This window comes from Flavobacterium sp. (assembly GCF_024642105.1).
Taxonomy (GTDB): domain Bacteria; phylum Bacteroidota; class Bacteroidia; order Flavobacteriales; family Flavobacteriaceae; genus Flavobacterium.
The window spans coordinates 206,549-226,470 of sequence record NZ_JAHEBT010000055.1; the positions used below are offsets into that span (position 1 = coordinate 206,549).

Consider the following 19,922-nt stretch of genomic DNA (forward strand, 5'->3'; position numbering starts at 1 on the left):
AGAATGGTTTTAAAAAAATATCTTGTATTGCTTTTATTCACTGTCGGATTGGTTTCTGCTCAAGAAACGGATAAAAATCAAGCAGCAAAAGAAGCTTCGAAACCATGGGTGTATTGGTATTGGATGCAAAGTGCTTATTCTAAAGAAGGCATTACAGCCGATTTAGAAGCCATGCAACAAGCGGGTATAGCAGGAGCCTATTTAATGTCAATTAAAGGACCAGCCGATCCTCCATTGATTAATCCACCGATTTTGCAGTTAAGCCCTCAGTGGTGGGATATGGTGCATTGGGCAATGATCGAAGCCAAGCGGTTAGGTCTCAAAATTGCAATGCACGCTGCCGATGGTTTTGCGGTTGCAGGAGGACCTTGGATAACACCTGAAATGTCCATGCAAAAAGTAGTTTGGTCGGAAACCTTTGTAAAAGGAGGAAATACGGTTCGAATAGCATTGCAAAAACCCAAAAATTATGAAGGGTTTTATAAGGATATCGCCGTATTTGCTATTCCAGTTAAGGAGAAAAAAATCACTTCTCAAGAGTTAGTCCCTAAGGTGACTTCTTCGTTGGAAAACGCAGCAATTTCATTTTTGGCAAACAAAAATCAAGATGGAAATTTAAAAATGGATGACAAAGGTTGGATTCAATATGAATTTGCGCAAGCTTTTCTTTGTAAATCCATTGTGATTGAAACCAAAGGTAATAATTATCAAGCTCAACGACTCCAAATCCAGATTAGTGATGACGGCATTAATTTTAAACCACACGATACTTTAACAGCACCGCGCCATGGCTGGCAAGATACTGATGCACCCTATACGCATGCTATTAAGCCGGTTAAAGCGAAGTATTTTAGATTTGTATACGATCCTAATGGTTCAGAACCAGGTGCAGAAGATTTAGATGCTGCAAAATGGAAACAAAATTTAAAAGTCAGTAAAATTACGCTTTCTAATGAAGCGTTAATTGATAATTACGAAGGCAAATCTGCTCAGGTTTGGAGGGTAAGTCCTCAAACTACTTTGGAACAGATTCCTAATCAAGATGGTGTGGCAAAATCTGCAGTATTGACTATTTCTCAGTATGTAGATGCACAAGGCAACTTGAATTGGGAAGCGCCAAAAGGACTTTGGAAAATCATTCGTTTTGGACATACCAGTACGGGTCATATGAATGCAACTGGAGGGGCTGGAAAAGGATTGGAAGTGGATAAATTTAATCCGGAAACCATTCGTTTTCAGTTTGATAAATGGTTTGGCGAATCGGTACGAGTAGCGGGGCCCGAATTAGCTTCTCAGGTATTGAAAATTTTGCATATTGATAGTTGGGAATGCGGTAGTCAAAACTGGTCGGTTGTATTTAGAGAGGAATTCAAAAAGCGACATGCTTACGATATTGTCGATTATTTACCTGTTTTAGCAGGAATTCCAATCGATGATGTGCAAACTTCAGAAAAAGTATTGTATGATTTTAGACAAACAATAGCCACCTTGATTGCCGAAAAATTCTTTGGTACTATGGCTGAAGAAGCCAAAAAAGTAGGCGTTCAATTCAGTTCAGAGAATGTAGCCCCTACAATGGTTAGTGATGCGTTGCTTCATTTTAAATATGTTGATTATCCAGGAGGAGAATTTTGGTTTAGAAGTCCAACTCATGATAAGCCTAACGATATGTTAGATGCTATTTCAGGAGGACATATTTATGGAAAATCAATTATTCAAGCCGAAGCCTTAACTCAATTGCGTATGGATTGGGATGAGCATCCAGGAAAATTTAAAACGATTGTTGACCGCAATTATGCCTTGGGAATTAACCGATTTTTCTATCATGTTTTTGTGCATAATCCTTGGTTAGACAGAAAACCAGGAATGACTTTAGACGGTGTAGGGTCTTATTTTCAAAGGGATCAAACTTGGTGGAAACCGGGAAAATCTTGGGTTGATTATTGTCAGAGGGTTCAATTGCAATTACAAAAAGGGAATCCTGTGGTTGATTTAGCGGTGTTTATTGGAGAAGAATTTCCCTCAAGAGCCATTTTACCAGATCGATTGGTGCCTTTTATTCCGAATGTGTTTGGCAAAGAACGATTGGAATCCGAAAAAAATCGATTGGCTAATGTAGGGCAACCTACAGCTAAAATGCCTAAAGAAGTAACCTACTCTAAAAACACTACTGATTTGTCTCAATGGGTCAATGCTTTGAATGGTTATCAGTACGATTCGTTCAATTCGGATGTGTTGTTGCAGGATGCAAAAGTAGTTAAGGGTAGCGTCCAATTTACACAAGGAATGAGTTATGCTGCATTGTTGTTTCCGGGAAGTCACAAAATGGCACCTAACAAAATGATTTCATTGGCTGTAGCCCAAAAAATGCTACAATTGGTTAAAGAAGGAGCAACGGTTTTGGTTGGCGAAAAACCCAATTTAATTCCGGGTTTACAATCGGAATTGGATACCCAAAAATGGCAATCGGTTGTTGATGAAATTTGGAATGCTAAATTAGCTTCAGCTTCTTCGTATAAGATTGGTCAAGGAACAGTGGTAAAACTACCTTATTTAGACGCTAATTTTTCGGCTTTAGGAATCGAACAAGACTTGGCTTTTCCTGATTTGACAAGATCCGAAGTCGAAACGATTGCTTGGACACATCGAAAATCAGCTACCGAAGAAATCTATTTTTTAGCCAATCAAAAAGAGGAAAAAAGAGAATTAAACGTTTCCTTCAGAACGTTGTCTAAATACATTGAATTGTACAACCCCGTTTTGGATAAATCTACTTTAATTTCTGATTGGAGAGTCGAAAATGGACGAACAATTATTCCGTTATCGTTTGAAGCAAATGAATCTTGTTTTATTATTTTTAAAAATGAAACTCAAGAAAAACCAACAGAAAAAAAACGAATTGGGGTTAATTTTGAGACAGTAAAAGTTTTAGATGGTAATTGGAGTTTACAATTTGATTCTAATTTTAAAGGACCTAAGGAGGTCGTGAAAACGAAAACCTTATTTGATTGGAGTTTATCAAAAGACGAAAGCATAAAATACTATTCTGGAACCGTAATTTACACGAAAGAGTTCCAATGGAATGAGAGCCTGAATCAAAATACTTGGCTTGAATTGGGTCAAATTGAAAATATTGCCGAAGTAAGTTTGAATGGTGAAGATTGTGGAACCATTTGGACGTATCCGCATCGGGTAGCCATTTCAAACCAGCTTAAAAAAGGAAAAAATAAATTAGTTATTAAAATTACAAATACTTGGGCTAATCGGTTAATTGGAGACCAGAAATTACCGAAAGAAGAAAGGGTAACTTGGACCACGGCTCCATTCCGATTGGAAAAAGATACGCTTCTTCCAGCGGGCTTATTAGGACCGGTTCAAATTATAAATGAAAAAAAATAAAAAGATGAAAATAGTAAAACACATTAGTATTGTACTGTTATGCCTTTTGGGAAGCATCCAAGGGCAAGCCAAAATTAAATTAGCAGCATTATTCTCAGACAACATGATATTGCAGCAACAACAACTCGTTCCTGTATGGGGATGGGCAGAAAAGAACGAAAATATAAATGTTACAACGTCTTGGGATGCTAAAACTTACCAGGTAAAAGTGGATGCTAATGGAAAATGGAAGTTAGCGGTTCAAACGCCATCTGCCGGAGGACCTTATACTATTGAAGTAAGTCAATCGACAGAGAAAATAGTAATTAACAATGTACTCATAGGCGAAGTTTGGTTGTGTTCAGGTCAGTCCAATATGGAAATGCCTTTGAAAGGATTTTCGGGTCAGCCAGTTAGAAACGGGAATGATATTATTGTTAAATCTTCTAATTCCAATATCCGTTTAATTACAGTGCCTCGTGCTTCGGTCTTGGTACCTCAAGAAAATTTTGAAGGAAAATGGGAAGTGGCGGCACCACAAACTACCTCTAATTTTAGCGCTACTGCTTGGTATTTTGGCACATTATTACAACAAGTGTTACAAGTGCCAATAGGATTAATACATGTGTCGTATGGCGGGTCTAATATCGAAGCTTGGATGAATGAAGAAATGTTGAAAGACTTTGGAGGAGTTTCGATTCCTAAAAAGAAAGAAGATATTAAAGAACCAAATCGAACTCCTACGGTTTTGTATAATGGGATGCTTTCACCCGTTATTGGTTACGGAATTAAAGGTTGTATCTGGTACCAAGGAGAATCTAATTATGAAAGACCAGAACAATACAAAGACTTGATGAAGAAAATGGTGGGAAGCTGGAGAAATTTATGGGGACAAGGAGAATTTCCGTTTTATTATGCGCAAATAGCTCCGTTCAATTATGCACAATTTCACCCAAAAGAGATAGTGGAGAAATACAATTCGGCTTATGTAAGAGAAGCACAATTCAAAGCGTCTAAAGAAATTCCGAATTCTGGAATGGCGGTATTAATGGACATTGGCGAAGAAAATAATATTCATCCAGTGGATAAAGAAAAAGGAGGGAATCGCTTGGCTTATTTGGCTTTAGCCAAAACCTACGGAATCAACGGGTTCGAATTTGAAAGCCCTAAGTATAAGGCAATGGAAATTATAGGTAGTACAATTACTATTTCTTTTGATGATGCGCCAAACGGACTTACCTCTTTTGGAAAAGAAATCACTGGTTTTGAAATTGCTGGAGAAGATAAAGTTTTTTATCCAGCTCAAGCGGTTTTACGAAGAAAATCGGTGCAATTGTCATCGGCTCAAGTGGCTAAACCAGTTGCGGTTCGTTATTTGTTCAAGGACTTCACTAAAGCCGAATTATTTAGTGTAGGCGGACTGCCTGTTTCTTCTTTTAGAACCGATGAGTGGTAAAAAACAGTATAGATGAAAACTACAATCACCTTTATTTTATTATTATTCTCGTTTTTTGTCAAGGCGCAATTACCTGTGATAGAAAACTACAATCAGGTTTGGGCTACTCAAAGCAGTAATTCTTCTGAATCCATGCCTTTGGGAGGAGGTGATATTGGAGCCAATGTTTGGGTAGAAAAAGGCGATTTGTATTTTTATTTTTCACGTAGCGGTACCTTTGATGAACACAATCAATTGTTAAAATCAGGGAGAGTTAAAGTCAATTTAACTCCCAATCCATTCCGAGATAATGTGGGGTTTCGTCAAGAATTAGTTGTGAAAGATGGTTATATAAAAATTACGCAAAATGGCACTCAAATTAAACTTTGGGTGGATGTTTTTCGTCCTGTAATTCATCTGGATTTGGTAAGTAAAACTGCCTTAACAATGAAAGCTTCTTATGAAACATGGCGTCATGTTAATCGCATTTTAAAAGGCAAAGAAAATAATGCAAATTCGTATAAATGGGCTCCACAACCGGAGGTGGTTACCTACAAGGATTCTGTTTCATTTGAACAAAATGGAATCCAATTTTATCATCGCAATCGGGAGCAAACGGTTTTTGATGTTGCTGTAAAGCAACAAAAAATGGAGTCGGTTAAAGACCAAATGATGAATCCATTGAAAGGGTTGACTTTTGGCGGTTTTATGCAAAGTAATCAAATGAAACCAGCGACTACTTATCTTTCAAAATATCAAGGTATAGATTGCAAAGGCTACTCTTTAATTAGTGTTGCGCCTTTAAAAAAACAATCCCTTACAATTAGTTTGCATACAAATCAATCGGCAGACCTCAATCAATGGAAAACAGCACTTGCTCATCAAGTTGATGCGGGAAAATATCAAGTTAAAAAGGCAGAGCAGAAGTCTATTTCTTGGTGGAATGATTTTTGGGATCGAAGTTTTATTTTTACCCAAAAAGAAGGAAGTACAACCCAAGACTCAGTATATCAAATGGGACAAAACTACCAATTGTTTCGTTATATGTTAGGATGTAATGCTTACGGAAAATACCCTACGAAATTTAATGGCGGACTTTTTACCTATGACCCAGTTTTTGTCAATTCAACCTTGAATTTCACTCCTGATTTTAGGAATTGGGGAGGAGGGACGATGACAGCTCAAAATCAGCGATTGGTTTATTTTCCGATGCTAAAGAGTGGTGATTTTGATATGATGAAATCGCAATTGGATTACTATTTGAGTTTGCAAAAAAATGCCGAATTGCGTTCGGAAGTCTACTGGAAACACAAAGGCGCTTCTTTTACAGAACAGTTAGAAAACTTTGGGCTACCTAATCCAGCAGAATACGCTTGGAAACGTCCTGAAAATTTTGATCCAGGGGTAGAGTACAATGCCTGGTTAGAATACGAATGGGATACAGTTTTAGAGTTTTGCCAAATGATGTTGATGCAAAAAGAATATGCTAATGAATCCATTTCAAAATACCAACCGTTTATTTTAAGTTGTCTTCGTTTTTTTGATGAACATTACCACTATTTAGCAAAAAACAGAGGAATTAAAGCGCTGGATGGTAACGGACATTTGGTTTTGTATCCAGGTTCGGGAGGCGAGACCTATAAAATGGCAACCAATTCGACCAGTACCATTGCAGCCTTGCGTGTAGTTACCCAAGAACTATTGAAATATACCGAAAACAAAGAAGAAAAAGAGTATTTGGAAGGTTTCTTTAAACGAATTCCTCCTCTGAATTATACTGTTTTGGACACTCATAAAATGCTTAGTCCAGCGAAATCTTGGGAACGAGTAAACAATGTGGAACCAACTCAATTGTATCCAGTTTATCCATGGGGAATTTATGGAATAGGAAAACCCGATTTAGAAACGGCTTTGAATACTTGGAAATACGATACTGACGCAATTAAGTTTAGAAGTCATATAGGCTGGAAACAGGATAATATTTTTTCAGCTCGATTGGGATTGACTCAGGAAGCAGCAAAATACAATGGATTAAAAATGGCTAATTCAGAGCGACGATTTCCTGCGTTTTGGGGGCCAGGTTATGATTGGACACCAGATCATAATTGGGGAGGATCAGGGATGATTGGTATGCAAGAAATGTTGTTGCAAGAGACAGAAGGAAAAATTTATTTGTTTCCAGCTTGGCCTAAAGAATGGAACGTACATTTCAAATTGCATGCTACTCATACTACTACTATTGAAGCTGTACTTCATAATGGAGTGTGTAAAATTCTTCATGTATTTCCGCCAGAAAGAGAAAAAGATATCGTCAATCTTCTAAATGTGACACTAACAGAAAAAATCAACTTGAATTAAATATAAAATGGTAAAAAAAATAATGGGTGCTATGAGTATGTTAGCACTTTTTGTAACAAGTGCACCAGCACAAACAGTAAAAGGAAACAGTCTAAAAGTTGATTTTGATTTTTCACAGAGACGAATAGAAGAAGTAAACGATCCTTCTTATATTTCATGGCCAATAAGTGAACAAAAAGAAGTAGAAAAATCATTTGGAGACCTCACCATACAACTAAAAGGAAATTTTTCGTCAAGTTGGTATAAAGTGGGGATGAGCGCTCCGTTTTATAGTAGGTTAGTTAGCGATGGTTTAGTGACCAAGGAAAAATTAGAATTAGTAATTTACGGATTAAAAGAGGGGAAGCATTCTCTTCTTACATTCCATAATACTTTTGATAAAATTGAAGGAAAAACATTTTCTCCTGTTGCTATTTATGTGAATGGGAAGTTAGAGGAAAGAGTAATTCCGAGTAATCGTGCCAATTCAAAAATAGAGGCAGGAATGGCTTACGTTACTTTTGAAGTAATCAAATCACAACCAGTAATAATTCGTTTTGAACTAGATGAAAACGCTAATGATTTTATTAAGCAAATGGTGCTTAACGGGTTTGAATTGGATACGCCAAATTTAAAAAAACAAGCCAATTCTCCCGTACCTTTAGATAAGGATGAACATGTTGAGGTACACGATAATAAGTTGAATTTAGAGTGGTCATCTCCTAAAGATGTAGTAACGCATCAATTGTATTTTGGAACTAATGAGAAATTAGTAGAAGATGCGAATGAAACTTCACGAGAATATAAGGGGAAATTGATGAAAAATCAATTTTCAGTTTCTGATTTATACAGCGGAACAACTTATTATTGGCGTGTAGATGAAATAGATGCAAAAGGAAATAAAACAGTTGGTGCAGTTTGGTCTTTTAAGCCAGCACAATTAGCTTTTCCTGGAGCTGAAGGATATGGCCGATACGCCTTGGGAGGAAGAGGAGGCAAAGTAGTTGAAGTAACTAACTTAAAGGATAGTGGTCCGGGTAGTTTGAGAGAAGCTGTAAATGCTACGATAGGCCCTAGAACCATCGTTTTTACTATTTCGGGGAATATTCAATTAGAGTCAAGATTGGTGGTGAATAATCCGTATATCACCATAGCGGGTCAAACTGCACCAGGTGAAGGGATTACTATTACGAGAGCTCCTATTGGGTTGACTGGGAATGAGGGTATAATCCGATTTTTAAAAGTTCGAATAGGTGGAGGAACTACTTATGATGGGATGGGGCTTACAGGAGCCAATCACAGTATAATTGACCATTGCTCCATAAGTTGGACTATAGACGAATCGTTTAGTTCAAGGGGGGCGCACAATATTACATTGCAGCGAACTTTAATTTCGGAGGCATTGAATGTAGCAGGACATGATAAATACGGTATAGGAAAAATGCATGGTTATGCAGCTACTATTGGCGGTGATGTGGGAAGTTTTCATCATAATCTATTAGCACACAACGAAGGTCGAAACTGGAGTATTGGTGGTGGTTTGAATGGCGATGGATATTACGGAGGTAAAATAGATATTAGAAATAATGTCGTTTATAATTGGGGACATCGTGCTACGGATGGTGGGGCCAATCAAGTAAATTTTGTAAATAATTTTTACATAACTGGAGCTTCTACGGATATTTTTGTGGCTTTAAATGCTCAAATTGAAGGGGTTGGAAAAGGAAAACAACAATATTATTTTGATGGAAACGTGATGCCGGGTTATTTTAATGAAAAGAATCAAGATAAAGGAAGAAAGTTTACATTGTCAAATAAGGCGATTGTTGACTATGAAGTATTTTTACCAAACCCATTTTTCGAATCTTTTGTAACCACTCAAAGAGCAGCTGCTGCATACAAAGATGTGCTTTCGGATGTGGGTGCCAATCAGCCTTTCTTTGATCAACACGATATTCGAATTGTTGACGAAACCTTAAGAGGTACCTATACTTATAAAGGAAGTAAAAGTGGTTTGGGTGGATTAATAGACAACGAAGCCGATCAAGGAGGTTGGCCCGAATTTAAAACTAAAAATCGTCCATCAGATTGGGATACTGATCATGATGGTTTGCCAAATTGGTGGGAAGAAACTCATGGTTTGAATCCAAAGTCGACTGTTGGGGATTTTTCAGATACTAATTTGGATAAAGATCAAGACGGTTTTACACAGTTGGATGATTATCTAGATTGGATGGCAAAGCCTCATTATTTTATAAACCAAGGAGAATCGTTTGAGATTTCAATAAGTGATTATTTCAAAGGCTTTGAAAAGAAACCAGTATATTCTGTGTCGAATATTCAGAATGGGAATGCGATTTTAAAAGGTAAAAAACTTCAATTTACTCCTTTGCAAAAAGGACTAGCGTCAGTTGTAATTACTGTGGTTGATGTCGAAGGAGATGCTATGAGTCGTACGATTAATTTTTATGTAAAATAATAACAGAATGAATAAAATTGTAACGTTTTTAATTGTATTGTTTTCTTTGGGTACTTTGAATGCTCAAAAAAATGGCTTGGTAGCTAATTTCGACAGCCCATTTTCAAAATTAAAGAGCATCAACTTACAAGATGTGAAATGGACAGGAGGATTTTGGAAAGAACAGTCTGATGTTGAGCAACAAAATACCTTGCCTTATATGTGGAATTTGTATCATAACGATTCCATTACTCATGCCTATAAAAATTTTGAAATAGCTGCGGGTTTAATGAAAGGAAAGTTTAGTGGGCCTTCATTTCATGACGGTGATTTTTATAAAATTTTTGAAGCTATGGCAGCCACTTATGCAGTTACAAAGGATAAAAAAATAGATGCTGAAATGGATAAGGCCATTGCTTTATTTGCAAAAGTCCAAAGAAAAGACGGCTATATGCATACTCCTGTTCTTATAGAAGAACGCTGGGGAACTTTAGGTGCTGAAGAGTTGAAAAAACAATTGGGTTTTGAAAAATACAATATGGGTCATTTGATGACGGCAGCGTGCGTGCATTATCGTGCAACAGGAAAAACTAATTTTTTAAATATAGCCAAAGGGGTAGCCAATTTTTTATATGATTTTTATAAAAAAGCATCTCCAGAATTAGCGAGAAATGCCATTTGTCCATCACATTATATGGGTATTATTGAAATGTATCGTACGGTAAAAGATCCTCGTTATTTGGAATTAGCAACTAATTTAATTGACATTAGAGGAACTACAAATGATGGAACAGATGATAATCAAGACCGAATTCCATTTAGACAACAAACAACAGCAATGGGACATGCAGTGAGAGCTAATTATTTGTATGCGGGTGTAGCGGATTTATATGCTGAGACGGGAGAACAAAAATTATTGGATAATTTAAAATCGATATGGGAAGATGTGGTGTACCGAAAAATGTATATCACAGGCGCTTGTGGTTCTTTGTACGATGGTGTTTCACCTGATGGGACTTCGTATAATCCTGCCGATGTGCAAAAAATACATCAGGCTTATGGAAGACCATATCAGTTGCCTAATGCTACAGCCCATACTGAAACCTGTGCTAATATTGGAAATGTGCTATGGAATTGGCGAATGTTACAAATCACATCCGAGGCAAAATATGCCGATATTCTAGAACAATCACTTTACAATAGTGTATTATCTGGAATTAGTTTAGAAGGAACAGCTTTCTGTTATAACAATCCTTTGAATGTTTCCAAAGAGCTGCCTTTTAAGCAAAGATGGAATAAGGAGAGAGAAGGATATATTAAGTTATCCAATTGTTGTGCCCCTAACGTGACTCGTACTATGGCTGAAGTTGCTAATTATGCTTATACAATTTCAAAGGAAGGACTGTATGTGAATTTGTTTGGGAGTAATTATTTAAATACGACTACCACAAGTGGCGAGAAGGTACAAGTAGAACAACAAACTAATTATCCATGGGACGGGAAAATTGTATTGAAAGTAGTTGATGTACCAAAAACGGATTTTGCTTTTTTTCTGCGAATTCCGGGTTGGAGTCAAGGAACAAGCATTTCTGTAAATGATGTAAAGAGGAATGATGATTTGTTTTCAGGTACCTATGCTAAAGTCGCCCACAAATGGAAAAAAGGAGATGTTATAACGCTTACTATTCCAATGCCGGTTGAGTTGATGCAAGCCAATCCATTAGTTGAAGAGGTGAAAAATCAGATCGCAGTTAAGCGTGGACCTTTGGTGTATTGTCTAGAATCAAATCAGTTGCCTGATTCAATTAGTGTTAACCAAGTTTTGTTGGACGTCAAATCGACATTTACAGTAAAGTCTTTTGAATTAAGTAATAGAAAATTAATGGCAATTGAAGCAAATGTAAGAGTGACAGATTCTAATTCCTCTTGGAATAAAACATTATATAAACCACTCTCTACTATACAAAGTGCCAATTTATCGGTACAATTGATTCCTTATTTTGCATGGGGAAATCATAGCAAGGGTGAAATGTCTGTTTGGCTGCCCTATTAAAAATGGAACTTAATTCTAAAATAAAAAAACATCTATTTTTATGGGTGTTTTTTTTTATGTATGGTTTGCATATGTTTAAATTATGATACCATTTTGTTTATTATGTAAAATTTATCCCCTTTTTATTTACGAATTTGGTTTTTTTATTTAATATTGTTTAGAATACAGGACAGTACAGGATAGTTGAAATGGTTTATACTAATAAATTTGGTTCAAAATAATAATTGTCTTTTTTACATTTATTTTTTTACGAACTATATTAATTGATTTTCGCAATTATTATTGATGTTCTAAAGACTGTAATTATTTACTAATCTAACCAATTTATTAATTAACAAAACAAAACACTTATGAAACAAACAATTACTAAGAGTTGTAGTTTATTCTTGTTTGTAATGATGAGTTTATTAAGTCATGCTCAAAACAGCAAAACGGAAAAAATTATATCCGGTAACGTAATCGATTATGCTGGAAAACCACTTCCGGGAGTAAATGTCAATGTGAAAGGAACAAGCAATGGAGTTGTTACTGACTTTGATGGGCATTACGCTTTAGCGGTAAAAGAAGGGGGTACTCTTGTGTTTACTTTTATCGGAATGAAAAAAGAAGAGCGAACTATAGGAAAGTCGTCTCAAGTAAATGTAACCATGCAGGATGATGCTTCTGGTTTAGAAGAAGTAGTAGTTACGGGATATGGTAAACAAAAGAAAAGCCATTTGACAGGCGCTGTGCAAAGTATTAAAGTTGCAGAGATTGAAGATTTACCTACTAACAATATTGCTACTGCTTTAGTAGGTAGAATATTAGGAGTGGGTGTTTCAGGAGGTTCTGCAAGACCGGGTAAAGCAGCTACTTTGAAAATTCGTAATCCTGTCGTTTTATCTAAAGATGGAGGGACAACGAATCCATTATATGTTATCGATGGAGTGCTGCAAACAGCAGGAGATGGAACTAACGATACGACTCAGTTTGATAATTTAGATGCGTCTGAAATTGAAACGATTTCGTTTTTGAAAGATGGAGCGGCAGCAATTTATGGAGCAAGATCTGCGAACGGAGTGGTAATTATTACTACTAAAAGGGGTAAAAAAGGGCCAGCGAAATTGACTTATCAAGGATCGTATGGTATAGAGGACGAAACCTATCGTACAAGAATGTTAAACGCTTCAGAGTTTGCAACATACTATGATATTATGAATGGTGTAAATGGTAATAATAGTCTTGGAAAAACGCCTTTGTCATCTTATTTCTTTTCTCCTGATGAAAAAGCGTATTTTAAATATTTGAAATACAATCCATTGAATGATGAATGGCATGCGTCTTCCAATCAAAAACACACATTAAATATAAGCGGAGGTACCGATAGAGCGACTTATTATGCAGGAGGATCTTACTATACGCAAGGAGGGAACTTGAGTAATATAGATTACTCAAAATGGACTTTTAGATCAGGGGCTGATTTTAATATTTCGGATAATTTAAAAGCGGGTATTCAAATTGCGGGATTCTTCAATGATGAGTCTAAAACATTTAGCAAAATTGGCGGTGAAAATGAAGAGAATGATTATAGAAGGTTGTTGAACTGGACTCCATTCATGCCTCAATATATTAATGGTTTGCCAGCACAGGTAAATACACAATCCAATTATCAATACCATTATGGTGAAATGAAAAGATTGGGTAATATTGCTACCAATTCGGCTAATAATATGTCGGCTAATGCTTATTTAGAATATAAAATTCCTTTTATCAAAGGATTGACGGCTAGAGCGTCCTATGCTCGTAATCAGAGTGCAGCAAGAGGAACTCAGGTGGGTACCCAATATACAATATACCAATTTAATGGTGTAGGTACATATGGACATATATTCCATCCTATTGCGGATACTTTTAATGGAGTGGCGTTACCTGATAATACAATATTGAAAGCAAATACGTATTCGAATGGTAACAGATTGTTGTGGAATAATACTTCTGGTAAATCAGTACAGTCGAATATCAGTTTAACTTATAGTCGTGAGTTTGGAAAACATGCACTATCGGGATTAGTAACAGTTGAAAAATCAGAATCCAATAGTATTCAAGATCAATATTACAAAGATTCTCCTTTATTGTCAACTAATGGGTATTCTAATACTGCTTTTGGAACCGTTGATGGAACCACTACAGGAAATGAGTCAGGATCATTGGGATATGTAGGCCGTTTGAATTATATTTATGATGATAAGTACATGGCTGAATTTTTATACAGAACGGATGCTTCTACTAAATTTGCACCAGCCAACTATTGGGCTAATTTCTACTCGCTTTCTGGAGGTTGGGTAATTTCGAAGGAATCGTTCTTCAAATCATCTGTGATTGATTTCTTAAAAGTAAGAGCTTCTGTAGGGTTGTTAGGACGAGATGAGACCAAGGCTTGGCAATGGAGACAGCGTTTCACTTATCAAGTAGATAAAGGAGTTGTAATAGGGAATAATGCAGTATCTACAGGATTGAAAATGGAGGTGACACCTAATCCAGACGTAACCTGGAGTGAGGAATTGAAAACCAATTATGGTGTAGAAACAAAAATGTTTGGTAACAGATTGTCTTTATCTGCTGATTATTTCTTTAACAAAGGAATGCATGTGTTAATGAATAGAACAGCGAATGTGCCATTTACAGTGGGAGGTTCTACCGCGTCTGAAAATTTTGGCGAAATCAATTTCTTTGGATATGAATTCGCGGCAGGATGGAATGATAAAGTGGGCGACTTTAAATACGGAATGGATGTCAACTTTGGTTGGTCAGATAATAAAGTGATAACTGGAGATTTTAATGCTATCGATATCAAAAAACCTTGGATTGCTAAGCCTGGTGAATCAATGGATAATGGAGTTTGGGGATACGATTGTATTGGAATGTTCAAAGATGCAGCCGAAGTGGCAGCCTATGTGAGTGGGTATAATATTAGATCTGTTTTTGGTGTGTTAGCAGCTAATTTGAAACCAGGTTCATTGTACTATCGTGATGTAAGAGGTGCTTTTGATCCTGTAACAGGAACCTTTGCAACGCCTGATGGTATTATTGATGAGAATGACCAAATTCAATTGTCTAAGAAAAAATCAACCAAATACGGTATGGGTACTACTTTGAAATTCGGCTACAAACAATTTAGTTTGAATGCGGTAGTAACGGCTTCTTTTGGAGGAGGATTTAATGAGATTGATAGTGCAACTAGAAAATCAATGAAAGAAAAAATTACGGATATTCAAGATAATAGACCTTCGATTTGGAATAATATCTACGATCCAACATTGAATCCAACAGGAACGATGCCTAATCCATACAATGAGGCTTTGAACTTAGCGCCAACTTCTGAGTTTTGGAGAGTTTCATCAACAAGTATTCAATTGCGTAATATTAATTTAGCCTATGCAATGCCAGAGAAATATACTAAAGCTTTAGGACTTAGTTCTTGTCGATTCAATTTGACAGCCTTGAATCCATTTATTTTGTACAATCCGTTTAGTTACAAAAACCCAAATGGATCCTATGATATCTATCCTACTTTGAAGACCTATTCTTTAGGGCTTAATGTAGCTTTCTAGTAAATACTAATAAAATTAAATTGATGACAATGAAAAATATAAAAAGAAATATATTGTTGGGAGTTCTGACAACCCTGTTGTTAGGAAGCTGTAATGATGACTTTCTTGCTGAAAAGCAAGATTTGTCTGGAGCTAATGAGGAGGTATATAAAGACCCTATTTTAGGGAAAGCGTATGTAGACTATATCTATTTTTCGTTTCTTCCAGCCAATAATGCTGCTGCAATGACTTGGGATTTGGCTGCGGGAGGTGCAGCTACTTTTTCGCAAGCTACAGATGAATTAGCGGGAGAGGTGAACTGGAATAAAGTGTGGATAACACCAGGAACGAATACAGATGCCAATTGTTTGAACTACATTGGTACTGCACTTACAGGAAGTGTGCCAAATAATCCGTATACGCGTTTGAGACAAATTAATTTGTTCTTGGATAATGTGGACAAATATGATATGGAAGCTGCTACTAAAAATCAATTGAAAGGACAATTGTACTTTTGGAGAGCTTGGCAGTATTTTGACTTAGTACGTTTGTATGGAGGAGTACCTTTGATTTTACATGCACAAAGTTCAATTTCATCAAGCGCTGCTGATTTACAAATACCAAGAAGTTCATCTTCAGAATGTATTGCGCAAATTGTCGCTGATTTGGATATGGCAAAGAGTTTGTTACCAGGAAAATGGGATGCAGCTAACTGGGGTAGAATTACCAGTGGTGCAGCGGCAGCATTCAAAGGGCGTGTGTTGTTAACTTGGGCAAGTCCCTTGTTCAATCGTACCGATGATGTGACGCGTTGGCAAGCCGCTTACAATGCGAATTTGGAAGCAAAAACTTTATTGGAAGCCAATAGTTTTGGATTGTTTTCAACAGGTGGATTTGCCAATGGTAAAGCTTGGGGAGATATGTGGTTTACTGAGGCGAACAATCCTGAAGCAGTAATTGTGTATGGATTCAATAATGTTATTAGTACTCCAACTTGGAAAAATAACGGATGGGAAAAAGCCTGTCGTTCTAAAACTGTAGGTGGTGGAGGTTCAGTATCTCCAACGCTACAAATTATGAATGCCTTCCCGATGAAGGATGGTAAAATGCCAGGAGTATCAACGGCTAATCCTTATACTTTACAAACGTTCTACAAAAACAGAGATCCACGTTTTTACAAAACGTTTATTTACAATGGAGCTCCTTGGGCGTATTCGGAAGATCCGAGCTTTAAGCAATTTACCTATAATTGGATTACATCAGGGACTACTCTAAAATCTACAGAAACTTTAGGAGCGAATTCTAGTGGGGTGTATTTATGTAAGGGTGTAAATCCTGCAGCAAGTAATAATACCAATTTCCAATACAGTGGTACTGATTATATGGAAATGCGTTTTGCTGAGGTAGTTTTGAATTTAGCAGAATCTGCTATCGGTATCAATAGCTTAGCCGAAGGTAGAACTTTAATTGGGAAAATTAGAGAAAGAGCGGGAATTGCTAATTCTGATGGCGCTTTTGGAATTGCCGATGCACTTACAAGAGATCAATTGTTTGGAGCGGTTATTAACGAAAGAAAAGTAGAATTTGCCTATGAGAGTAAACGTTTTTGGGACTTAAGACGTTGGATGTTATTCAATAACGATTACGGTACTTGTACGCGTTTAGGTCAAACTCCTATAGAAGGTATGAGAAGACAAGGTTTGTACTTTAAAGCTATACGAAATGGTGCAAATTATGTAGGAACAGCCGATCCATTCTTGCCAGTAAATGGAGTGGCTCCTGTTGCGGATAGAAATCCTTCAGTTTATCCAACAGGAATTACAACTTATGATGCCTATTTGGATTATTTTTACACTAACTTCATTAGAGTAGAAGTTAAAGACAATTTAGAGGCAACGACTCCTACAAACTGGACATTCAAATGGTACAACCAATACTATTTCTTTGGGATTCCATCATCAGCATTGAATACTGCACCTTATTTAGGTCAAACTCAAGGTTGGTCTGGTGGTGCCACTATTTTTGATCCACTTAAATAATATTCAGTTAATTCAATTTGAATAATAATAAATTACCTGTATTTTGTTTTTAAATACAGGTAATTTCTTTTAAAAATAGAATTTATTACATTTTATCTTACATTAAACAAGCACAACCAAAAAAATGAAAAAGTTACATTTTACATTATCAATTCTATTTCTAAGTATAGCTAGCGGTTATGCTCAATATCCTACACTTACTGCTGAAGAAAAAGCTAGTGAAGAAAAAATAAAAGCAGAAGCTGAAAAGCTGTCTAATGAGGCTTGGGAAAAAGCCAAAATTATTGTTGAACAAGAGGCTAGAGTGGGCAAACCTTTTATTCCTTGGGCATCTAGGCCAACGGATTTACCACAAGCTGATATTCCTGCTTTTCCAGGTGCTGAAGGAGGAGGAATGTATAGTTTTGGTGGACACGGAGGTAAGGTAATTACCGTTAGTAGCCTTGAGGATAGAGGACCAGGGACGTTGCGTGAAGCTTTGGAACAGGGAGGAGCTAGAATAATTGTTTTTAATGTTTCGGGAATTATTAGATTAAAAAGTCCTTTAATAGTTCGTGCTCCTTATGTGACTATTGCTGGGCAAACTGCTCCAGGTGATGGAATCTGTGTAGCAGGAGAAACTATCTGGATTGATACCCATGATGTTGTGATTCGACACATGCGTTTCCGTAGAGGTGAAACATTTGTAGGCCGTAGAGATGATGCTATTGGAGGAAATCCTGTAGGAAATGTCATTATTGACCACGTTTCGGCTACTTGGGGATTGGACGAAAACATGTCATTTTATCGACATATGTATGATGATGAAACAGGCGTTGCTGATAAAAAGTTTCCTATTGTAAATGTGACTATACAAAACAGTCTATTTGCTGAAGGATTAGATACCTATAACCACGCTTTTGGGAGTACGTTAGGGGGAGAGAATTGCTCATTTTTAAGAAATTTATGGTCGTCTAATACAGGGCGAAATCCTTCAATAGGTTGGAATGGGATTTTTAATTTTGTTAATAATGTGATTTTTAATTGGGTTAATCGCTCTATTGACGGAGGAGATTATACTGCTCAGTATAATATTATTAATAATTATTTTAAACCAGGACCAGCAACAAATAAAAATGAACCTATTAGTTACCGAATTTTAAAACCAGAATCAGGAAGAAGTAAATTGCCTTATATGGTTTTTGGTAGAGCTTATGTGAATGGAAATGTGGTTGAAGGAAACGAAAAAGTTTCTAAAGACAACTGGGATGGTGGTGTTCAAATGGAAAATAAAAAAGGAGAAGCGATGAGTTTCGAAGAAGCTTCTACTTACTTTCCTAAAATGAGAGTAGATCAACCCATGCCAATGCCTTGGTTTGATAAAATTATGACGGCAAATGAATCGTATGATTATGTTGTCACTAATGCGGGTGCCACCTTACCCCTTAGAGATAAAGTAGATTCTAGAATTATAAGAACGGTAAAAACTGGTGTTCCAGAATATGTTGAAGGCTTAGATCCTAATTCCTTTTTTCAATTCAAACACCGTCGCTTACCAGCTGATTCTTATAAATTAGGAATCATTACGGATATTTCTCAAGTAGGAGGATATCCTGTATATAAAGGGAAGTCGTATGTAGATACAGACAAAGATGGAATGCCAGACAAATGGGAGAAAAAATTCGGATTGAATCCTAAAGATGCTTCTGATGCTAGATTAGATTTTGATAATGATGGTTATACTAACATTGAAGAATACATCAATGGAATTGATCCAACTCAAAATGTAAATTGGAAAGATTTGGCTAATAATCGCGAAACTTTGGTGAAACCGTTATTGGATTAAATTGTAAATTATGTTTACTAATTATAGCATTCTTGTTTCTCAATAACTTTGGGATAAGAATGCTTTTTTACGCTATAAAATAATCATTATGTCATTTGTAAAAAAAAATATAATCAAAAGTTCTTTATTATGTCTTGTGTTTTGGGGTGTGAATGCGCAACAATACCTTTCTCCAGAATATATCAAAGTAACCAATGAAAGAGCTTCAAAAATAGTTGCTAAATTAGCATTGCCTAAGCCTGAAAAAGAGCAAAAAGTAACACTAATAATAGCGCAACAATTTCGGAATTTGACTAAAATTCAAGACGAAAGAGATGCCGAAATTGAGAAGATAAAAAATAGTGGAGTTTCAAAAGAGCAACAAACTACTCAACTCAATCAAATTAAGGAGAAAGCAGATCAAGCTATAAATGAATTGCATACAAATTATGTTAAACAATTGACCACCGAATTAGATGAAAATAAAATCATTGAGGTAAAAGACGGAATGACGTATGGAGTAGTTCCTATTACGTATGCAGGTTATCAAGATATGTTGCCTAATTTGACTGAGGATCAAAAGAAGTATATTTATACTAATTTAGTTGAAGCAAGAGAACATGCTATGGATGGTGGAACTTCTAAAGAAAAGCACGCTTGGTTTGGGAAATACAAAGGCAGAATTAACAATTATTTATCCAGTCAAGGCTACGATTTAAATAAAGAAAGTACGGATTGGCACAAACGAATTGAAGATCGTCAGAAGAGTAAAGTCGAAAAATAGAATTTGTCTTATCGGCTTTATACGTAGGCCTTACTAATTTAGATTCAAAATAAAATAAAATTTTT

The 19,922-nt window shown here is 36.3% G+C and carries 9 protein-coding genes; all 9 read left to right on the forward strand.

Annotated elements, in window-relative coordinates; genetic code table 11:
• Positions 1-3: 3 nt before the first annotated feature.
• Positions 4-3,399, forward strand: coding sequence for a glycosyl hydrolase (locus Q0L65_RS12000; protein WP_296686677.1), 3,396 nt, complete (start codon positions 4-6; stop codon positions 3,397-3,399).
• A 4-nt stretch (positions 3,400-3,403) separates the two neighbouring features.
• A complete protein-coding gene (locus Q0L65_RS12005) occupies positions 3,404-4,834 on the forward strand; it encodes a sialate O-acetylesterase (protein ID WP_296686678.1) in 1,431 nt (476 codons plus the stop codon).
• Positions 4,835-4,846: 12 nt separating this feature from the next.
• On the forward strand, positions 4,847-7,171 hold the full coding sequence (locus tag Q0L65_RS12010; RefSeq protein WP_296686680.1) for a DUF5703 domain-containing protein: 2,325 nt from the start codon (positions 4,847-4,849) through the stop codon (positions 7,169-7,171).
• Between the two features lie 7 nt (positions 7,172-7,178).
• On the forward strand, positions 7,179-9,629 hold the full coding sequence (locus Q0L65_RS12015) for a T9SS C-terminal target domain-containing protein (RefSeq protein WP_296686681.1): 2,451 nt from the start codon (positions 7,179-7,181) through the stop codon (positions 9,627-9,629).
• Positions 9,630-9,636: 7 nt separating this feature from the next.
• Positions 9,637-11,661: a glycoside hydrolase family 127 protein gene (locus Q0L65_RS12020; RefSeq protein ID WP_296686683.1), complete on the forward strand. Its 2,025-nt coding sequence runs from the start codon at positions 9,637-9,639 to the stop codon at positions 11,659-11,661.
• Positions 11,662-12,011: 350 nt separating this feature from the next.
• The gene (locus tag Q0L65_RS12025; protein WP_296686685.1) at positions 12,012-15,251 is read left to right on the forward strand and encodes a SusC/RagA family TonB-linked outer membrane protein; all 3,240 of its coding nucleotides are present in this window, start codon (positions 12,012-12,014) and stop codon (positions 15,249-15,251) included.
• Between the two features lie 29 nt (positions 15,252-15,280).
• Complete coding sequence (locus Q0L65_RS12030; protein ID WP_296686687.1) at positions 15,281-17,269, forward strand: RagB/SusD family nutrient uptake outer membrane protein; 1,989 nt, start codon at positions 15,281-15,283, stop codon at positions 17,267-17,269.
• 124 nt (positions 17,270-17,393) lie between these two features.
• Entirely contained in the window at positions 17,394-19,094 is a 1,701-nt protein-coding gene (locus Q0L65_RS12035; protein WP_296686689.1) for a polysaccharide lyase, read from the forward strand.
• Between the two features lie 88 nt (positions 19,095-19,182).
• A complete protein-coding gene (locus Q0L65_RS12040; protein WP_296686692.1) occupies positions 19,183-19,857 on the forward strand; it encodes a DUF3826 domain-containing protein in 675 nt (224 codons plus the stop codon).
• The last annotated feature ends 65 nt before the right edge of the window (positions 19,858-19,922 follow it).

What these genes read in the sequence shown, in the direction of transcription:
- Q0L65_RS12000 (WP_296686677.1), top strand. Translation starts at nt 4, where the DNA reads ATGGTTTTAAAAAAATATCTTGTATTGCTTTTATTCACTGTCGGATTG.
- Q0L65_RS12005 (WP_296686678.1), top strand. Translation starts at nt 3,404, where the DNA reads ATGAAAATAGTAAAACACATTAGTATTGTACTGTTATGCCTTTTGGGA.
- Q0L65_RS12010 (WP_296686680.1), top strand. Translation starts at nt 4,847, where the DNA reads ATGAAAACTACAATCACCTTTATTTTATTATTATTCTCGTTTTTTGTC.
- Q0L65_RS12015 (WP_296686681.1), top strand. Translation starts at nt 7,179, where the DNA reads ATGGTAAAAAAAATAATGGGTGCTATGAGTATGTTAGCACTTTTTGTA.
- Q0L65_RS12020 (WP_296686683.1), top strand. Translation starts at nt 9,637, where the DNA reads ATGAATAAAATTGTAACGTTTTTAATTGTATTGTTTTCTTTGGGTACT.
- Q0L65_RS12025 (WP_296686685.1), top strand. Translation starts at nt 12,012, where the DNA reads ATGAAACAAACAATTACTAAGAGTTGTAGTTTATTCTTGTTTGTAATG.
- Q0L65_RS12030 (WP_296686687.1), top strand. Translation starts at nt 15,281, where the DNA reads ATGAAAAATATAAAAAGAAATATATTGTTGGGAGTTCTGACAACCCTG.
- Q0L65_RS12035 (WP_296686689.1), top strand. Translation starts at nt 17,394, where the DNA reads ATGAAAAAGTTACATTTTACATTATCAATTCTATTTCTAAGTATAGCT.
- Q0L65_RS12040 (WP_296686692.1), top strand. Translation starts at nt 19,183, where the DNA reads ATGTCATTTGTAAAAAAAAATATAATCAAAAGTTCTTTATTATGTCTT.